The sequence below is a fragment of the Bacillus sp. Bvel1 genome (genome assembly GCF_014872755.1).
In the GTDB taxonomy this organism is placed as follows: Bacteria; Bacillota; Bacilli; order Bacillales; family Bacillaceae; genus Bacillus; species Bacillus velezensis.
The window spans coordinates 1,001,659-1,019,571 of the sequence record NZ_JAAOBZ010000006.1; the positions used below are offsets into that span (position 1 = coordinate 1,001,659).

Sequence of the window (17,913 nt, forward strand, 5' to 3'; positions counted from 1 at the left end):
GGTTTTTGCTTTTTTATTGAAAGAATACTCTTTGCGTATGATGATGAAACAGATACAATAAAGCATGAACAGCTTTTTTAGAAACCCCTTTATACAGGGGTTTGCAGTCTGTTTGCGATGGCCGGCATAAAGCTATATAATAGAAAGCGAACTCATGTTCTTATCTGCCGAAAAGGGCACCAAAAAGATGAAAAGCCGTTCGAATGTATGTCTTGCGGCCTAAAAAACGAGCCATTCGCTTAAATATGTTGCGAAATCAAGCATATTGGTTATAATTGTGAGTCCGAGGAGAATTGGACCGAAGCTTGCGCATACTGAAAAACAAAGACATGAAAACATTTAAAAAAGAGAATGATTAAGAGCAGGTTTTTTGAAAGGGGTTTGTACGTTTGGCTAGAAAACAGCAATTTGATTACAACGAAGATGCCATACAGGTGCTTGAAGGCCTGGAAGCCGTCAGAAAACGACCGGGAATGTACATTGGTTCGACGGACGCACGCGGCCTGCACCATCTGGTATATGAGATCGTCGACAATTCCGTCGATGAAGTTCTTGCCGGCTACGGAGATCATATTATCGTAACGATACATAAGGACAACAGCATCTCCGTTCAGGATAGAGGACGCGGAATGCCGACCGGGATGCATAAGCTCGGAAAGCCGACGCCGGAAGTTATTTTCACCGTGCTGCATGCCGGGGGGAAATTCGGACAGGGCGGCTATAAAACAAGCGGCGGTCTGCATGGTGTCGGCGCATCTGTCGTAAACGCGTTATCGGAGTGGCTGACAGTTACTATTGAGCGTGACGGATATGTTTATAAACAGCGGTTTGAAAACGGCGGCAAGCCCGTGACTTCACTTGAAAAAATCGGAACGACCAAAAAAACGGGAACGCTTACCCATTTTAAACCTGATCCGTCAATGTTCAGCGCAACGGTTTATAATTTTGACACGCTGTCAGAACGTCTGCGCGAATCGGCTTTCTTGTTAAAAGGTTTGAAAATAGAATTAATTGATGAACGGAACGGCGTAAAAGAAGTATTTTATTATGAGAACGGAATTGAAGCATTTGTCGCTTATTTAAACGAGGAAAAAGACGCTTTATGCGAAGTGGTGTCCTTTGAAGGCGAGCATCATGACATTGAAGTCGATTTCGCGTTTCAGTTTAATGACGGGTATTCAGAAAATATGCTGTCATTCGTTAATAACGTCAGAACAAAGGACGGCGGCACCCACGAATCAGGAGCCAAAACGGCAATGACAAGAGCGTTTAACGAGTATGCGCGAAAGGTCGCCCTTTTAAAAGAGAAAGACAAGAACCTTGAAGGCGCCGATATCAGGGAAGGTTTGTCCGCAATCATTTCCGTCCGTATCCCGGAGGAACTGCTGCAATTTGAAGGCCAGACAAAAGGGAAGCTCGGCACAAGTGAGGCGAGATCCGCCGCTGATGCCGTCATTTCTGAGAATCTTGCTTATTTCTTGGAAGAAAACCGCGATACGGCAACCCTGCTTGTCAAAAAAGCGATTAAAGCAAGCCAGGCCCGTGAAGCGGCCCGTAAAGCGAGAGAAGAAGCGAGAAGCGGCAAAAAGCGCAAAAAATCAGAAGCGACGCTGAGCGGAAAACTTACACCGGCCGGTTCCAGAAATCCGGCGAAGAATGAATTGTATCTGGTGGAGGGAGACTCTGCTGGAGGTTCTGCAAAACAGGGAAGAGACCGGAAATTCCAAGCCGTGCTGCCCCTTCGCGGAAAGGTCATCAACACAGAGAAAGCAAAGCTAGCAGACATCTTCAAAAATGAAGAAATCAATACGATTATTCATGCGATCGGCGGCGGTGTCGGCGCAGATTTTGATATAGACGACATCAACTATGACAAGATCATCATCATGACGGACGCGGATACCGACGGCGCGCACATCCAAGTCTTGCTGTTAACGTTTTTCTACCGCTATATGAAACCTTTAATCGAGCACGGAAAAGTCTTCATCGCCCTTCCGCCTCTTTACAAAGTGAGCAAAGGAAGCGGCAAGAAAGAGATTATTGAATATGCTTGGTCCGACGAAGAAATGGACGGCGTTTTAAAGAAAGTCGGCAAAGGATATACCATCCAGCGCTATAAAGGTCTGGGAGAAATGAACGCAGACCAGCTCTGGGAAACGACGATGAATCCCGAATCTCGAACGCTCGTCAGAGTCAAGATCGACGATGCGGCACGGGTAGAGCGCCGTGTAACGACATTAATGGGAGATAAAGTAGAACCGAGAAGAAAATGGATTGAAAAGAATGTTGCCTTCGGATTAGATGAGGAAAGCAATATTTTGGAAAATGAAAACTTGTCGGTCGCTGAGGAGGTTTAATAGTGGCACAGCCAGAATTATTTCATGATTTACCGTTAGAAGAAGTAATCGGCGACCGTTTCGGACGCTACAGTAAATATATTATTCAAGACAGGGCGCTGCCCGACGCTCGTGACGGTTTAAAGCCGGTGCAGCGGAGAATTTTATACGCCATGCACGCAGACGGAAATACATTCGATAAAAATTTCCGTAAAGCGGCAAAAACGGTCGGAAACGTTATCGGTAATTATCATCCGCACGGTGACAGCTCCGTTTATGAAGCGATGGTGCGGATGAGCCAGGATTGGAAAGTGCGGAATGTGCTGATTGAGATGCACGGCAACAACGGAAGCATTGACGGTGATCCGCCGGCTGCCATGCGTTATACGGAAGCGAGATTATCTTCTATCGCGTCAGAGCTTTTGCGTGATATTGATAAAAATACGGTTGAATTCGTTCCGAACTTTGATGACACCAGTAAAGAACCGGTTGTTTTGCCCGCCATGTTCCCTAACTTGCTTGTTAACGGATCAACCGGGATTTCAGCGGGCTATGCGACTGATATTCCCCCTCATCATCTGGGTGAGGTCATTGATGCCGTCATTAAACGGATTGAATCTCCGGATTGCACCGTCGATGACTTGATGCAGGTGATTAAAGGGCCTGACTTTCCGACAGGAGGCATTATTCAAGGAGTCGACGGCATTCGGAAGGCTTATGAAACCGGTAAAGGCAAAATTATTATCCGCGGCAAGGCTGAAGTGGAATCCGTAAGAGGCGGACGGGAGCAGATCGTCATTACAGAAATTCCGTTTGAAGTAAACAAAGCCAATCTCGTTAAGAAAATGGACGAATACCGCATAGACAAAAAAGTCGAAGGCATTTCTGAAGTCAGGGATGAAACTGACCGCACGGGGCTTCGGGTGGTCGTTGAGTTAAAGAAAGAAGCCGATGCAAAAGGCATCCTGAATTTCTTATATAAAAACACTGATCTGCAGACAACATATAACTTTAATATGGTCGCCATACATAACCGCCGGCCGATGCTGATGAGTCTTACGGCCATCCTGGATGCGTATATTTCTCATCAGAAGGAAGTGGTGACAAACCGCTCCGTCTTTGAATTACAAAAAGCAAAAGAGCGGCATCACATCGTTGAAGGACTGATGAAGGCACTGTCCGTGTTAGATGAAGTCATAGCGGTCATCCGGGCAAGCAGCGACAAGAAAGATGCGAAACAAAACTTAATTTCTAAATTCGCATTTACGGAGCCGCAGGCCGAAGCGATCGTATCCTTGCAGCTGTATCGTCTGACAAACACGGATATTACGGCGCTAAAAGAGGAAGCGGAAGAGCTCAGTAAGAAAATTCAGGAGCTCGAAGCCATTTTAAGTCATGATAAAAAGCTGTTAAAAGTCATTACAAGCAGCCTGAAAAAATTGAAAAAGACCTATGCTGACAGCAGACGGTCTGTCATTGAAGAAAAGATTGAGGAAATTAAAATCAATCTTGAAGTCATGGTTGCCTCTGAGGACGTATATGTGACAGTCACAAAAGACGGCTATGTAAAACGAACAAGCCAGCGGTCATTTGCCGCTTCTAACGGCCAGGATTTCGGTATGAAGGATACTGACAGGCTGATTCACCAATTTGAAATGAATACAACGGATGTTCTTCTGCTCTTTACCAATAAGGGAAGCTATGTTTATTGTCCGGTTCACCAGCTTCCCGATATCAGGTGGAAAGACATGGGGCAGCACGTAACGAACATCATCACGATTGACCGTGATGAAACCATCGTGAAAGCTATACCGGTAAAAGAATTTGATCCATCTTCATATTTATTGTTCATGACGAAAAACGGTATGGTGAAGAGAACTGAAATGACGCATTACAAAGCGCAGCGTTACTCGAAAGCGCTTGTTGCCCTTAACCTTAAAGGGGATGATGAGCTGATTGATGTTCATGTCACAGACGGCGGCAGCCAGCTGTTTATCGCCACCCGCCTCGGGTACGGTTTATGGTTCGGTGAAGATGAAGTAAATGTAGTCGGTGCCCGTGCGGCCGGCGTAAAGGGCATAAATTTAAAAGAGGGTGATACCGTCGTATCAGGGCAAATCCTGCATGAAACAGATTCGCTTGTCCTCGTCACACAGCGGGGAGCAATCAAACGGATGAACCTATCTGAATTCGAAAAAACATCCAGGGCGAAACGCGGTGTCGTCATGCTGCGTGAGCTTAAAAAGAACCCGCATCGGGCAGTCGGCGTATTTGCGTGCGCTTTGGCTGACATGATCACTGCGGAAACAGAAAAAGGCGAGAGAATCGAAATCGCCGTGAAGTCCTTGCGGGCGAATGACCGATACAGCAACGGCTCCTTCTTTACCGATGAAGATGAGACAGGGCCGGTAACAGATGTATGGCGTATCCCTGCATACGATGTTTAAGAGTAAAAATAAAATAAAAAACCTCCGCTCATTGAGCGGAGGTTTTACTATTTAGCTTTCATGGCTGCCGAATAAGTCAGTGATAGCGTGAATGACTTCGATTCCCTGCCATACAAATAAATTCAATGCAGTGAATGAAAACAACCCTAAAATCACCATTCGTAAGATAAACAACATGTTTAACAACCTCCTCATTTTATGTTACATAGATAGGCGATGTTGAACATGAAGTTCATCGAAATACGAGGACTGATAAAATTTAGCGATTAAAAAGCTTTTCTTTCGCTGTCTTCTCCGGGAAGCGGGGCGTCTCCTGTCTGATATCACGATCAGTGAGACAGAAGCGGCAAAAAGCGCCGTCAAGATATATGAGCCCGTCAGCGATTTTTTCTCATCATCAGCATTTTGGCCGGCCTTCATTTCGTGCATTTCCTGCTGGTCGGCTACCGCTTTAAAATGATGAGCGGTATCAAACGCATGGGGAATGGAGAGCAAATGAAAGCTTGCAATCGCTAAAAATAAAATAGAAGCTTTTAAAAACAAGATTTTTTTCAAATGTTCTCCTCCCTTCATAAGTCTGAATATTTTTATTATAATACCCTAATTTAAATGTAAAGTAAACACATTTATTAAATTTAAAAAATTATTATCCTGGTTAAGTATATACCATTCCATCCATCTTTTCATCTCTTTTTTCTTAAAGACCTATTTGTTATGATATGCACGCATTCCTTATAACGTGACAACATTTTTCAGGCTGTAAGATAAAAAACGGGGCATGACAGCAAAAGATGTGATGAAGAAACCGAAACATTTTCTTAAAAAAACTTCTCAACCACTGTTGTTGTGATATAATAATACCCGTTGTGTTAAAAGATCTAACATATACAGCAAAAATGACAGTAAAAGATATGTAAAAGGGAGGTTAAACATGGAGGCTTTCATCAGTGAAATCATAAATGTTCCAAATGATTTTATTTGGAAGTATCTTGTTTATATTTTAGTCGGGATCGGATTGTACTTTACGTTCCGTTTTCGCTTTATTCAATTCCAGTACTTTTTTGAAATGTTCAGAATCGTCGGGGAGAAGCCGCAAGGAAATAAAGGAGTGTCTTCAATGCAGGCATTCTTTATCTCAGCAGCTTCTCGTGTCGGAACCGGAAACTTGACCGGCGTCGCGCTGGCGATTGCAACAGGCGGTCCCGGCGCAGTATTTTGGATGTGGATCGTAGCGATTGTCGGTATGGCTTCCAGCTTTGTGGAAAGCACCTTGGCGCAGCTGTATAAAGTGCGTTCCGGTGACGAATTCCGCGGCGGTCCGGCATATTACATGGCAAAGGGACTGGGCGCCCGCTGGCTCGGTATTTTATTCGCCGTATTGATTACCGTTTCTTTCGGACTTATCTTTAACGCGGTGCAGTCAAATACGATTTCTGTGGCGTTTGACGAAGCATTCCATGTGAATAAAACAGTTATCGCAATCATTTTAGCTGTATTAACGGCTTTCATTATATTCGGCGGTCTGAAGCGTGTTGTTTCCGTCTCGCAATTAATCGTTCCGGTTATGGCGGGAATGTATATTCTGATCGCGCTGTATGTCGTGATTGTAAATATTTCGGCGGTACCTGAGCTGCTTGTTACGATTGTGAAAAATGCGTTCGGTCTTGAGCAGATCGTCGGCGGAAGCTTAGGAAGCATCATTATTATCGGAGCGCAGCGCGGCCTGTTTTCAAACGAAGCGGGAATGGGAAGCGCGCCGAATGCCGCAGCAGCTGCACATGTGTCGCATCCGGCTAAGCAGGGATTAATTCAGACCCTCGGCGTGTTCTTTGATACGTTTATCGTTTGTACATCGACTGCTTTTATCATTTTATTGTACAGCGTTACGCCTAAAGGCGACGGCATCCAAGTGACGCAAGCCGCACTGCAGCACCATCTCGGCGGATGGGCGCCGACATTTATTGCGATTGCGATGTTTTTATTCGCATTCAGCTCAGTCGTCGGCAACTATTACTATGGTGAAACGAATATTGAATTTATTAAAACAAGCAAAACATGGCTTAATATTTACCGCGTATTCGTCGTAGTGATGGTGGTATACGGATGTTTGGCTGACTTCCAGATCGTCTGGGACATGGCAAACTTGTTTATGGGACTCTTGGCTCTCATTAACTTAGTGGCAATCTTACTGCTGAGTAATGTAGCCTACAAGATCTATAAGGATTATGCCGCTCAGCGCAAAAAAGGTCTTGATCCCGTATTCAAAGCCGAGAATACTCCGGAGCTCAAGCATATTGAAACATGGGCGGAAGAAGAAGGTACAAGCCCTGAACGTAAGACTGCTAACTGAGGAAACATGCATACAATTTTCAAAAAACCCCCTTACATTTTGTTGTGAGGGGTTTTTTATGTGAAAAACCGGGTTATTTTTACTGAGAACAGATTTTTTTGAATTTATTGTATTTTTCTCTTGTGTATGTAAGTGCTTTCATATAAAGTTTAACTAAACCGGTTTACCAAACCGATTTAGTCTTAAAGGAAAGGAGTATTGATGTGGCTTCTGATTATGGCATTTTTACGATCGGTGATGCGTTGATCACCTTAAATCCCGCAAGCACAGGACCTTTGCGTTTTGTTACCCATTTTGAACGAAAAGCAGGAGGAGCTGAACTGAATTTTGCGATTGCATGCGCCAGATTGAACCTGCACTCAAAGTGGGTCAGCAGACTGGGGAAGGATGAGTTCGGCAGAGTGATTTATCAGTTTGCCAAAGGAGAAGGAATTGATGTGACTGACGTCTCCTTTGTTGAAGGCTTTCCTACATCTTTAAATGTCAAAGAGATCAGAAATGACGGTTCAGGCAAGACGTTTTATTATCGTTTCAATTCACCAATTCTGACTCTTGCACCGGAAGATATAACTGAGAATATGTTTGACGGCATTCACATCGTTCATCTTACCGGTGTGTTCCTCGCGCTTGATAAGAAAAATCTTGAAATTGCTGAAAGGGTGCTTTCTATCGCCAAAGCAAGAAAGATTCCCGTATCTTTTGATCCGAATATCAGGCTGAAGCTGTGGACGATTGAGGAGGCACGTGCGGCATTTCATCAAATCTTTCCGCATACTGATATTCTTCTGGCGGGCCGGGACGAAATGAAACAGCTGACAGGTATAGGAGAAAATGAAGCATTAGCCCGGTTTGCAGAGAGCTATTCAATCAGTCAGCTTGTCATAAAAGACGGTGAAGCAGGTTCTGCGCTGTATCATGATCATAAGTGGGTTCACAAAGAGGCTTTCCCGGTTGCGCCTGTCGACACGGTAGGAGCGGGTGACGGCTTTAATGCCGGCTACCTGTACAGTTATTTGCATGATTTTGAACCGGAAAAACGTCTGGAGTTTGCAAATGCAGTCGGTGCGCTCGTCACCACAGTTTCCGGTGACAATGAAGGGCTTCCCTGCCTAGAAGAGGTTTTGTCATTTGTAAACAAAGAGACTGTGATTGAACGGTAGCAAGCACAACTTAAAAAGCGGGTGAAAAAATGAAAGCGGTTCAAGTACGGAAAGCATTTGATCTGATGGTGACGGAATGTGAGAAACCGTCTGTTGTCCACGCGGATGATGTTCTTGTCAAGGTGAAGCGGGTCGGAATTTGCGGATCAGATTTGCATATTTATCATGGGGCAAATCCGTTAGCTTCCCTGCCGAGAGTAATCGGACATGAAGTCACAGGGGAAGTCGCAAAGACCGGTTCTCATATCCGGCGTTTCAAGCCGGGTGACCGGGTAGTGATTGAACCGATATCTTATTGCGGAACATGCTATGCCTGCCGGAAAGGACGTCCGAACGTCTGCAAAGCGCTTTCGGTGTTCGGCGTTCATGAAGATGGCGGGATGCGGGAATATATCGTGCTTCCGGAAAAGCAGCTGTATGCTGTTTCGCCCGATCTACCCTGGGAGGAAGCGGTCATGGCAGAACCATATACGATCGGCGCCCAGGCCGTTTGGAGAGGCCGTGTCGAGAAGGAAGATACCGTTTTGATTCAAGGAGCGGGGCCGATCGGAATCTGCATATTAAAAATGGCAAAGTTCAAAGGCGCTTCCGTCATGATAACCGACTTGAATGATGAACGCTTGGCCTTCGCTGAAAAAAACGGTGCGGATGTTACCGTCAACGCGCAAAAAGAAGATCCCGTTTTGCGGGTGAACGAATGGATAAAAAATGAAGGCGCTAATGTCGTCATTGATGCCGTCTGTCTCCCCTCAACGTTTGAAACGTCAATTGACGCAGTGTCTCCGGCCGGTCATGTGGTTGTGCTTGGTTTTGATGAGAGGACTGCCGGCATTTCTCAGCTTCCGATCACAAAAAAGGAAGTCACGATCACCGGTTCAAGATTGCAGACGAATCAGTTTCCGTACATTACAGACTTACTGAATAAAGGCCTGTTAACGCACGGCGGTCTTATTACACATACATTTTCAGCAGATGACGTCCATCGAGCATTTCAGTTGATCGAACAGCACCCGGGCAAGGTGGGAAAAGCAATCATTACGTTTGATTAAAGGAGGAGCGAGAATGCTGCCTAAGTACGCCATTTACGAAAAACTTCTGCATGCACAAGTGGTGGCTGTCATAAGGGGACAAAACAGCCAAGAGGCGCTTGAAGTTTCAAAAGCGGCCATTTCAGGAGGTATCAGCGCCATTGAGCTTACATACACAACTCCTGAAGTGGAAGATGTCTTTAAGGAACTCCGGCATCAAGATATTCTTCTTGGAGCCGGTTCTGTAATGGATACCGAAACAGCGAGACACGCCATTTTATCAGGCGCCTCATTTATCGTCAGCTCTCATTTTGTAAAAGAGATAGCATCTCTATGCAACCAGTACAGCGTACCGTATCTGCCGGGATGCATGAGCGTGTCTGATATGGCTTTGGCGCTCGAAGCCGGATGTGATGTGGTAAAGCTGTTCCCCGCTAATTCGTTTAATCCCTCATTTATCAAGTCGGTCAACGGCCCTCTGCCGAATGTCCGTATTATGCCGACCGGGGGTATCTCATTAAACAGCATGAATGACTGGCTTTCTGCCGGAGCGGTCGCGGTCGGAGTGGGAAGCGACTTGACAAAAGCATATCAAAAGGGCGGCTATGAAGCTGCCGTATCCCTCAGCAAAGAATACGTCTGCCGAAAAAACGAATATACGGGGGTGTAACATGAATATCACGTTTCGCTGGTACGGCCAAGGTAATGATACGGTGACGCTTGAACATGTCAGACAAATTCCCGGGGTCAAAGGCATCGTCTGGGCTCTTCACCAGAAGCCCGCGGGCGAAGTATGGGAAAAGGAGGACATTGAAGCGGAAGTCAGATTCATTCAATCCTATGGGTTTCATGCAGAAGTCGTGGAAAGCGTGAATGTTCATGAAGCCATTAAACTCGGCCATGAAGAACGCGGACAATATATTGAGCACTATAAACAGACCATTCGTAATCTGTCCGAATTCGGCGTGAAAGTCATCTGTTACAATTTCATGCCGATTTTTGACTGGACGCGTACTGATATGTTCCGCGCACTGGAGGATGGGTCAACTGCTTTGTTTTTTGAAAAAGCGAAAGTGGAAAGTCTCCCTCCGGAGGAACTGATCCGCACGGTTGAAGAATCTTCTGATTTGACGCTTCCCGGGTGGGAGCCGGAGAAAATGGCCCGGATCAAGGAACTGTTTGAAGCCTATCAAACGGTCGGTGAAAAACAGCTTTGGGCCAATCTAGAATTCTTTTTACATGAAATCCTTCCTGTAGCGGAGAAACACGGCATTCAAATGGCCATTCATCCGGATGATCCGCCCTGGTCAATTTTTGGCCTGCCCCGTATTATCACCGGTGAGAAAAGTTATGAAAAGCTGCGAGAGATTTCAGATTCACCCGCCAACGGTATTACGTTGTGCACGGGTTCGATGGGAGCGGATCCCGCCAATGATATGGTGAAGATCGCCAAACACTATGCGGGAGCTGCGCCGTTTGCCCATATACGAAATGTGAAAATCTGCGATAACGGTGATTTTACGGAAACTTCGCATTTTACCAGTGATGGGTCCATTGATATTACCGGTGTGGTAAAAGAATTGCACGGCCAAGGCTACAAAGGATATGTACGGCCTGATCACGGCCGTCATATCTGGGGCGAACAATGCCGGCCGGGCTATGGTTTATATGATCGTGCCTTAGGAATTATGTACTTGAGCGGACTGTGGGATGCGTTCTCGTCTCATGAGAAAGAGGTGAAGAGATGAGAACGATTCATGAACGTTTATCAGGAAGAACCGCTGTCATAACAGGCGGGAGCGGTGTTCTCTGTTCAGCAATGGCAAAGGAGCTTTCACGGCAGGGGATGAAAATTGCGATCGTCAGCCGGAATGCTGATAAAGCAGAGCGTGCGGCGGGCGAGATTGCTGACGCTGGAGGAACCGCGGTTTCTGTACCGGCTGATGTTTCAGCCCGTGATTCGCTCGAAAAGGCAAAAGACGAGATTATCAGCCGGTTCGGTTCTGTCAATCTTTTAATTAACGGAGCCGGGGGAAACCACGCTGATGCGATCACTGCCAATGAGACGTATGAAGAGGATGAGCAGGGCCCATCATTTTTTGATATGGACGAAACGGGGTTTTCCAGCGTATTTTCAAGCAACTTTACCGGTGCATTTCTGGCATCGCAAGTGTTTGGAAAAGACCTTTTGAAGGCGGAATGTCCCGCGATTATTAATATTTCTTCTATGAGCGCGTATACACCGATGACAAAGGTGCCTGCCTACAGCGCGGCTAAGGCGGCGGTTCAGAATTTTACGATGTGGATGGCTGTTCATTTCGCGAAAAAAGGGCTGCGGGTGAATGCCATCGCTCCGGGTTTCTTTTTGACTGCGCAAAACCGTGAGTTGTTATTACAGGAAGATGGAAGTCTGACAGACCGATCCAATAAGATTATGGCACATACACCGATGAAACGTTTCGGGAAACCGGAAGACCTTCTGGGAACGCTCCTGTGGCTTTCGGATGATTCATGCTCAGGCTTTATCACCGGGGTCACCGTTCCCGTCGACGGAGGTTTTATGGCTTATTCGGGAGTGTGACAGAATCCAGTTCCCTGTCAGATTGTAAACTATTTACTTCTGACTTATACTAGTGAAAAATGAAGACAGACGGGGATGAGTCTATGAAAACCATTACAATTTCTGATGTGGCGAAATATGCAAACGTATCTAAAAGCACCGTATCTCAATTTTTAAATCAGCGCTATGACTATATGAGCGAGAAAACGAAACAAAAAATAGAAGCGGCCATTCATGAGCTGAACTATCAGCCGAATTTCGTCGCCCGCAGCTTAAAACAGAAATCAACATTTACGGTAGGTGTGGTGGTGGCTAATATTCTTCACACCTTTTCCACTCAGGTCATCAGGGCGGTGGAAGACTATTTTCATGAACAAGGATTTCATATTATTGTCTGCAATGCGGATGATGAACCGGAAAAAGAAAAGAAATATATTGAAATGCTCAGGGCCAAGCAGGTGGACGGAATTATTATTTTTCCGACGGGCGAAAATCTCTCCTTATATGAAAAGATGAAACGCGATACGTTTCCGGTCGTGTTTATGGACAGAACCATTGAAGAACTCGGGATTCCGACAGTGATGCTTGATAACCATCATGCAGCCGGTCTTGCCGTTGACCGGTTTATCGAGAGCGGCATTAAGAGAATCGCGATTATTACGACGTCCATTATTCGGGAAATCAGTCCGAGGGTAGAGCGGATTGAAGGGTATAAAAAGGCGCTTGACCGCCACGGGATGATGGTGCGGAACGAATATATCAAAACAGCCGATGCGGCTGATATTTCCAATGTTTTGTCAGAGCTGTTCTCACTTCAGGAGCCTCCGAAAGCGATATTGGCGGCAAACGATATCGTTCTTGTTGAGGTGCTGAAGTATATGAAGGAGCATGATATGACAATCCCGGATAAGGCAGCCGTCATCGGAATTGATGAAGTTCCTTTTGCGGGTTTTTTTACTCCTCCGATTACGACGATCGTCCAGCCTGCGGCAGAAATGGCGCGAAAAGCGGGAAGCCTTCTTCTTTGCCAGATACAAGAAAAAGATAGCGGTGAAAAACGGATTCACCGCTATAAACCGGCGCTTCTGGCAAGGCAATCCGGATAACCGGTTTCATTACATAAACCGGTTTACTCCGGCAATTTAAATTATGAAATAAGAGGGAGGGATTTTATGTTCTCAAAGGATAGATTCCCTATTATTCTTCTTTTATTTTCAGCCGGGGTGATTAACTATTTAGACCGCTCAGCGCTATCTATTGCAGCACCGTTCATACAGCAGGATATCACATTGTCTGCAACCCAAATGGGGCTGATTTTCAGCAGTTTTTCTGTCGGATACGCTGTGTGTAACTTCCTCGGCGGTGTTGCATCTGACCGGTACGGGGCTAAATTGACATTGTGTACGGCGATGATCGTTTGGTCTCTTTTCAGCGGGGCGTTTTTGCTTGCAGGCGGATTAGCTGTTTTGGCCTCGGCTGCGGTAATCCGTTTTGTGCGTCCGATTATCATTCAAACAGTTTCTGAAGATAAAAAAGACACGATACCTTATTCATAAGTCATCAAAGCCACTGAGGCTGTCCTGCCGATAACGGGATGGCCTTTTCGTTCTCCCGCTTGATCTGTTCCTATGATAATATAGGAATTGTTTACAAAAGAAGGGAAGAGGAGGGAGCATGAAACAGAAGCCGATATATGTCGAAATCAATATTGCATCTGATATAGAAACGCTTTGGGAATATACGCAAAACCCGCATCTTCATAAAGAATGGGATCTGCGTTTTTCTGACATTACATATCTTCATAGGCTGCCAGATGAACCGCAGAGATTTCTATATGAAACACGAATCGGTTTTGGGCTGAAGGTATCCGGCACGGGCGAATCAATAGGTGACATAAGGCCTCGCTTGTCAGAAAGAGTGTCTTCGCTCGCTTTTGCCTCTGATCATCCGCTGTCACTTATAAAAGAAGGCAGGGGCTACTGGAAGTATATAGAGCGGGATAACGGACAAACCTCATTTTTGACTCAATATCAATATGAAACGGCCCGCGGTCTGCCGGGAAGTTGGATAGACCGGTTTTTATTTCGTCCTCTGCTAAGCTGGGCTACCGCATGGAGCTTTGATGCGTTGCGGCTTTGGATAGAACAAAACAGACATCCGAAGATATCGGTCCGTTTCGGATTTGTCTATGTCTGTATGTGCCTCGTATTCAGTCTGTATTGGTTTTTTCAAGGCTTTCATGATGGCTGTGCCGATGCAGAGATCGTGAGGGGAACGCTGGAGACAGGGTTAGGGGTATTATGGCTGCTTCCCATGCGGAGAAAGTGGCTGATTCACGCCGGGCAGTCAGTCTTCTTTTGTGTAACGGCACTGTTATATTCCGGCGGCGGATTCTTGATTTCATTAGGAGTCCTTACGATAGCCGGCATGATTCTTAAGCTCAAGCTGCCGAGCGCCTGGCATACAAAACGAAAGAGAGAAGTGAAATGACGGATTCAATGTATGAAAAAACGATTACTCATTATCAATCACTGCACCCGATGCTGCAGAAACGGTACAGATTTGACGGATCACGCACGTTTTGCGGAGAAGGCGTTATGTCAGAAATAAAGGGAGGTTCTTTTCTTGTCAGAATGCTTTTAAAGAGCGGTGTTTTTTTCAGATGTTTTTTCTCAGAGAGGGGAAACGATATCCCTTTTACTATCGAAAACAAAAACAGGCAAAATGGCGTGGAATGGAATCGTACCTTTTTCTTTAAAGGCAAAACGCGTTTTTTTGATGCGGTCATGGAATATGATGAGCGGGAAAACAGAATTCTTGATTACTTCGGCAAACCTCACATCCTACTGTCTGAACTGCATTTAGAAGCGTCTTCAGACGGAGGGCTTATTATTACATCCGGAAGGCAGTGGCTCCTGATAGGCGGAAAGAAAATCCCGCTTCCGGCATGGCTGTGCGGGAATTCAACCGTTTATGAGGCTTATGATGAGGAAATGAATTGCTTCAGCATAAAGGTTCATGTGAAAAACCGGATACTCGGCACGCTTTTCTCTTACCGGGGGACTTTCCGGGAAACAGAGGGAGAAACATGCTGAAGCGTCATCTCATGGTAAGCGTTGTTTGCTTTTTGGGATTTGCGGCGGCTGAAGCTCCGCATATATCAGCGGCTGAGACATTTGTTTTATTTTCCGTGCTTTTTTTCGTTCCCGCTGTATTCTGCTTTGCTTTTCGGCCGTCAAAGACCTTAGAGAATGTGTGGTTACGGAGTTATCCTGTTGCCGCTATATGTGCGGCGCTTGCGCTTGTCACAGGCTTCAGCTTTTTTGCCTTTGTGTGGTTCATTTATACGCTTGGACTGGCACTGTATGCTGTCCGCCGGCTGATGAAAACAAATATTCACAGAACAGAAGAGATGTCAGTTATGGCGGGTTTCATTTATTTGGCCGGGGGCGGATTCTGGTTCTTCGCATATGTCCTTGAGATTCCCGTCCTGAATTTCGGCCCGCTTATCGTTCTGCTGACGGCGGTGCACTTTCACTATTCCGCTTTTCTCATTCCGATCTTTAACGGATTGCTCGGCAGGATCATACGGGAGAAACGCGGACTTTACCGGTGGAGCACAGTCATTATTTTGATTTCGCCGGTCCTAATTGCCTTGGGGATTACATTTTCAAAGACACTTGATGTGATTGCTGTCGCTCTGTATCTTGCGGGTCTGTATGTAAATGCATATCTCGTCTTTAAGGCGCCGTTTGTTACGAAAACAGGCAGGATCTTGATCAGGAGTTCTTCGGCTGTGTTAATGATCACAATTGCTTTTTCTTTGATATATTCGTACGGTGTCTACCGCGAGGAGGCAACGCTCACGATCAGCCAGATGATTTGGATTCACGGGGCCGTCAATGCATTCGGCGTTATCCTGCCGGCTTTGGCGGGGTGGAGAATAGAAAATCCTAGACCGTTCGATGAGAACAGTGAAAGAACGTTCAGCAGAATTTACGGGAAGGGAACGATAGGCAAAGATTTTTTGACTGACATTCATGCAGCAAATGACATCCATTATACCGGCCTTCAGGATCAGCTGAGAGAACTGCATTCTGAAGACTTTTCAACTGAAAAGCTGGCGCCGGCCGTTATTTCCTTTTATGAAGAGACAATTGATTATGACATCATGGCGAAAGTGACGTGGAGCGGTTGGTTTCGTCCGTTCGCGCGCGTGTACGAGCCGTTCAGCAGAAGAGCGGGGCAGATTCATCTGTCCATGAATCCGGATTGGTATATCATGCACAGTGATATTATAGGAGTTGACTCTGATAAAGACGGCAGAAAAAATGTCCGTGCGTGGATCAGAACAAATGAAAAGCAGGAAACCGTTTTTACTGCGCTGTATTCAGCGTACAGGGCAAAAGGGGAAGGATACATGAATATCTCTCTTCCGCTGCCGTACGGCCAAATGACGGGCATTTTAAAACCTTATGCGCGTAAGCAGAATCTTGTTTTGACAAGCAGACGGCGAAAAAGCGGAGCGGGTGATGAAGGGATTTATCTGCAGACGAAATGGGGGACGTGTCATCTTCCGCTGGCAGAGACATTTCTTATTTCAGCCCAGAGCGAAACAAGCCTGAAGGCCGTTCATCATATGTGGCTGTTCGGACTGAAATTTTTAACTGTGCATTATCGGATCACTCATGCTTCCGCAGGTAACCGAATGGAATAACAAGCTGCAGAGCCGTCTGTTCATTAGGCGGCTTTTTCTCATGCAAAGATTCCTACATTGAGCGGCATGATGAAGGCAGCCGGGCAGATGTCCCTGCTGAAAATCTTGTTTTTGTCCATTTTAGCCCATGGCATGATTTTTACGACAATGTTTGGCTTCACGACGGCATATTGGAATGTCGATTGAGTCTGTTCTGGCGGGCATGAGAGCAACATCGATGGGGCATACCAGGCGCTTTATGCACTCGGTATTTTCGGGGGACCTTGGTTGCGGGATTTTTTTAAAAATGATTGGCTGGGCTCACAGCCGGATTTTATTTCGTGGCAGTGCTCTGGCTGGCGGCTGTTCAAGCTTGCTTCGTTAGGTTTTTCAGCTGAATCAAAACTAGCGCTGTAAACATTTTTATACGTGTAACGCAATAACTGCAATAACACAATGTGCGATTATTGCAGTTATAAATTTCTCTTCTTTGTCTCAATAACTAAAGTATACTTGGTTCATGAGACTTATAATTCATTTCTCTTTATAACTTCCCAGAATATATATTATGTAAACTAGAAATTGTGAAGAGAATATAAAAGTGGGTCCATATTCTTAACAGCATCCCCTTTTTGTAAGGTAATATTAAAAAACCTCTACGTCCTTAATTGGTTATAAAGGTTTTTCAGTTTGAGTATTTTCATCGGTTATGTCACTTGTTGCTGGTCTTCTTGATCAAGTCCACGCCATCGTATGCCAGACTTTCCACACCTGCAGCTTTCTGCAGGATGTAATGATCAAAAAAGTTCTTCGTATAGTCTGTAACAAGATTTCGCATCTCCGTGGCATTCCGTTCGCCTCTAAGTTCCTCATTCACACTGGTAAACACGATATCGCAGTAATCTAAATGCGCAGCACGATCAACAGAGAAATAAAAGGTCGCTGCCCTGAAGGCCGAACGCTCCGCTATCCAAGCCAATCCCGCAGGCGAACCGGTCGTCGTCTCGGCAAACAATCGCCGTCGTAGCCCCGCCATAAGAATGTCCGACTATGCCCGTGCCGATGTTAAGCAACAATCTGTCCTTAAAGATGGAATTTTGACAAGATAATCGGCTGCATACCTTACATCTTCTGCTGTAATTCACTATACTCTGTTAACTTGTCAAGTATCGGAAGTGTAAGCACGTTTTGGCACATCTCAATGGCAGTTTCATCGTCAGGACGCATCACCATCTTACCAGCCAACGCCATCATCTCCGGATCTTCAGAAAACGCCATAATAACATCCGAAAAATCCTTTGATAATATCTACTCCTTCACGTAAACCTCCATGTAT

At 45.6% G+C, this 17,913-nt stretch carries 14 protein-coding genes and 2 pseudogenes; 13 read left to right on the forward strand and 3 right to left on the reverse strand.

What is annotated here, in order from left to right:
- Positions 1-389 precede the first annotated feature (389 nt).
- Positions 390-2,357, forward strand: a complete 1,968-nt coding sequence (gene parE, locus HAP68_RS08765) for a DNA topoisomerase IV subunit B (RefSeq protein ID WP_014305073.1) — start codon at positions 390-392, stop codon at positions 2,355-2,357.
- Positions 2,358-2,359: 2 nt separating this feature from the next.
- A complete protein-coding gene (gene parC / locus HAP68_RS08770; RefSeq protein WP_024085357.1) occupies positions 2,360-4,783 on the forward strand; it encodes a DNA topoisomerase IV subunit A in 2,424 nt (807 codons plus the stop codon).
- 51 nt (positions 4,784-4,834) lie between these two features.
- Here parC and HAP68_RS19635 read toward each other — a convergent pair whose 3' ends face one another.
- The gene (locus HAP68_RS19635; protein WP_003153957.1) at positions 4,835-4,960 is read right to left on the reverse strand and encodes a hypothetical protein; all 126 of its coding nucleotides are present in this window, start codon (positions 4,958-4,960) and stop codon (positions 4,835-4,837) included.
- A 24-nt stretch (positions 4,961-4,984) separates the two neighbouring features.
- Positions 4,985-5,338 (reverse strand): hypothetical protein, encoded by a 354-nt coding sequence (locus tag HAP68_RS08775; protein WP_003153956.1) that lies wholly within the window; start codon positions 5,336-5,338, stop codon positions 4,985-4,987.
- 376 nt (positions 5,339-5,714) lie between these two features.
- On the opposite strand from HAP68_RS08775, the gene HAP68_RS08780 reads away from it, so the two are divergent.
- The 11 genes and pseudogenes from HAP68_RS08780 to HAP68_RS08830 all read left to right on the forward strand — a co-directional run bounded on the left by HAP68_RS08780 (position 5,715) and on the right by HAP68_RS08830 (position 16,598).
- Positions 5,715-7,133, forward strand: coding sequence for an alanine/glycine:cation symporter family protein (locus HAP68_RS08780; RefSeq protein ID WP_003153955.1), 1,419 nt, complete (start codon positions 5,715-5,717; stop codon positions 7,131-7,133).
- Between the two features lie 203 nt (positions 7,134-7,336).
- The gene (locus HAP68_RS08785) at positions 7,337-8,293 is read left to right on the forward strand and encodes a sugar kinase (protein ID WP_024085358.1); all 957 of its coding nucleotides are present in this window, start codon (positions 7,337-7,339) and stop codon (positions 8,291-8,293) included.
- A 29-nt stretch (positions 8,294-8,322) separates the two neighbouring features.
- Positions 8,323-9,342: a zinc-binding alcohol dehydrogenase family protein gene (locus HAP68_RS08790; protein ID WP_024085359.1), complete on the forward strand. Its 1,020-nt coding sequence runs from the start codon at positions 8,323-8,325 to the stop codon at positions 9,340-9,342.
- Between the two features lie 13 nt (positions 9,343-9,355).
- Positions 9,356-9,991 carry a bifunctional 2-keto-4-hydroxyglutarate aldolase/2-keto-3-deoxy-6-phosphogluconate aldolase gene (locus HAP68_RS08795; protein ID WP_003153952.1) on the forward strand — a complete coding sequence of 212 codons (636 nt, stop codon included), beginning with the start codon at positions 9,356-9,358 and terminating at the stop codon, positions 9,989-9,991.
- Between the two features lies 1 nt (position 9,992).
- Positions 9,993-11,069 carry a mannonate dehydratase gene (gene uxuA, locus HAP68_RS08800; protein WP_024085361.1) on the forward strand — a complete coding sequence of 359 codons (1,077 nt, stop codon included), beginning with the start codon at positions 9,993-9,995 and terminating at the stop codon, positions 11,067-11,069.
- Positions 11,066-11,902 carry an SDR family oxidoreductase gene (locus HAP68_RS08805; RefSeq protein WP_024085362.1) on the forward strand — a complete coding sequence of 279 codons (837 nt, stop codon included), beginning with the start codon at positions 11,066-11,068 and terminating at the stop codon, positions 11,900-11,902. The genes uxuA and HAP68_RS08805 overlap by 4 nt, the downstream gene beginning before the upstream one ends.
- Before the next feature lie 83 nt (positions 11,903-11,985).
- Entirely contained in the window at positions 11,986-12,987 is a 1,002-nt protein-coding gene (locus HAP68_RS08810) for a substrate-binding domain-containing protein (RefSeq protein ID WP_024085363.1), read from the forward strand.
- A 66-nt stretch (positions 12,988-13,053) separates the two neighbouring features.
- Positions 13,054-13,350 (forward strand): annotated as a pseudogene (locus tag HAP68_RS08815) (MFS transporter); the annotation flags it as partial.
- A 205-nt stretch (positions 13,351-13,555) separates the two neighbouring features.
- Positions 13,556-14,371 (forward strand): hypothetical protein, encoded by an 816-nt coding sequence (locus tag HAP68_RS08820; RefSeq protein WP_003153945.1) that lies wholly within the window; start codon positions 13,556-13,558, stop codon positions 14,369-14,371.
- Entirely contained in the window at positions 14,368-14,976 is a 609-nt protein-coding gene (locus HAP68_RS08825; RefSeq protein WP_024085365.1) for a DUF4166 domain-containing protein, read from the forward strand. The genes HAP68_RS08820 and HAP68_RS08825 overlap by 4 nt, the downstream gene beginning before the upstream one ends.
- Positions 14,970-16,598: a YndJ family protein gene (locus tag HAP68_RS08830; protein ID WP_024085366.1), complete on the forward strand. Its 1,629-nt coding sequence runs from the start codon at positions 14,970-14,972 to the stop codon at positions 16,596-16,598. Before HAP68_RS08825 ends, HAP68_RS08830 begins: the two co-directional genes overlap by 7 nt.
- Positions 16,599-17,289: 691 nt before the next feature.
- On the opposite strand, the pseudogene HAP68_RS08835 reads toward HAP68_RS08830, so the two are convergent.
- A pseudogene (locus HAP68_RS08835) lies at positions 17,290-17,882 on the reverse strand (alpha/beta hydrolase family protein); the annotation flags it as partial.
- Positions 17,883-17,913: the final 31 nt, after the last annotated feature.

Excerpts from the sequence above, each read along its gene's own strand:
- HAP68_RS08810 (WP_024085363.1), top strand. The coding sequence starts at position 11,986 with ATGAAAACCATTACAATTTCTGATGTGGCGAAATATGCAAACGTATCT.
- HAP68_RS08830 (WP_024085366.1), top strand. The coding sequence starts at position 14,970 with ATGCTGAAGCGTCATCTCATGGTAAGCGTTGTTTGCTTTTTGGGATTT.
- HAP68_RS08805 (WP_024085362.1), top strand. The coding sequence starts at position 11,066 with ATGAGAACGATTCATGAACGTTTATCAGGAAGAACCGCTGTCATAACA.
- HAP68_RS08780 (WP_003153955.1), top strand. The coding sequence starts at position 5,715 with ATGGAGGCTTTCATCAGTGAAATCATAAATGTTCCAAATGATTTTATT.
- HAP68_RS08790 (WP_024085359.1), top strand. The coding sequence starts at position 8,323 with ATGAAAGCGGTTCAAGTACGGAAAGCATTTGATCTGATGGTGACGGAA.
- HAP68_RS08795 (WP_003153952.1), top strand. The coding sequence starts at position 9,356 with ATGCTGCCTAAGTACGCCATTTACGAAAAACTTCTGCATGCACAAGTG.
- uxuA (WP_024085361.1), top strand. The coding sequence starts at position 9,993 with ATGAATATCACGTTTCGCTGGTACGGCCAAGGTAATGATACGGTGACG.
- HAP68_RS19635 (WP_003153957.1), bottom strand. The coding sequence starts at position 4,960 with ATGTTGTTTATCTTACGAATGGTGATTTTAGGGTTGTTTTCATTCACT.
- HAP68_RS08825 (WP_024085365.1), top strand. The coding sequence starts at position 14,368 with ATGACGGATTCAATGTATGAAAAAACGATTACTCATTATCAATCACTG.
- HAP68_RS08820 (WP_003153945.1), top strand. The coding sequence starts at position 13,556 with ATGAAACAGAAGCCGATATATGTCGAAATCAATATTGCATCTGATATA.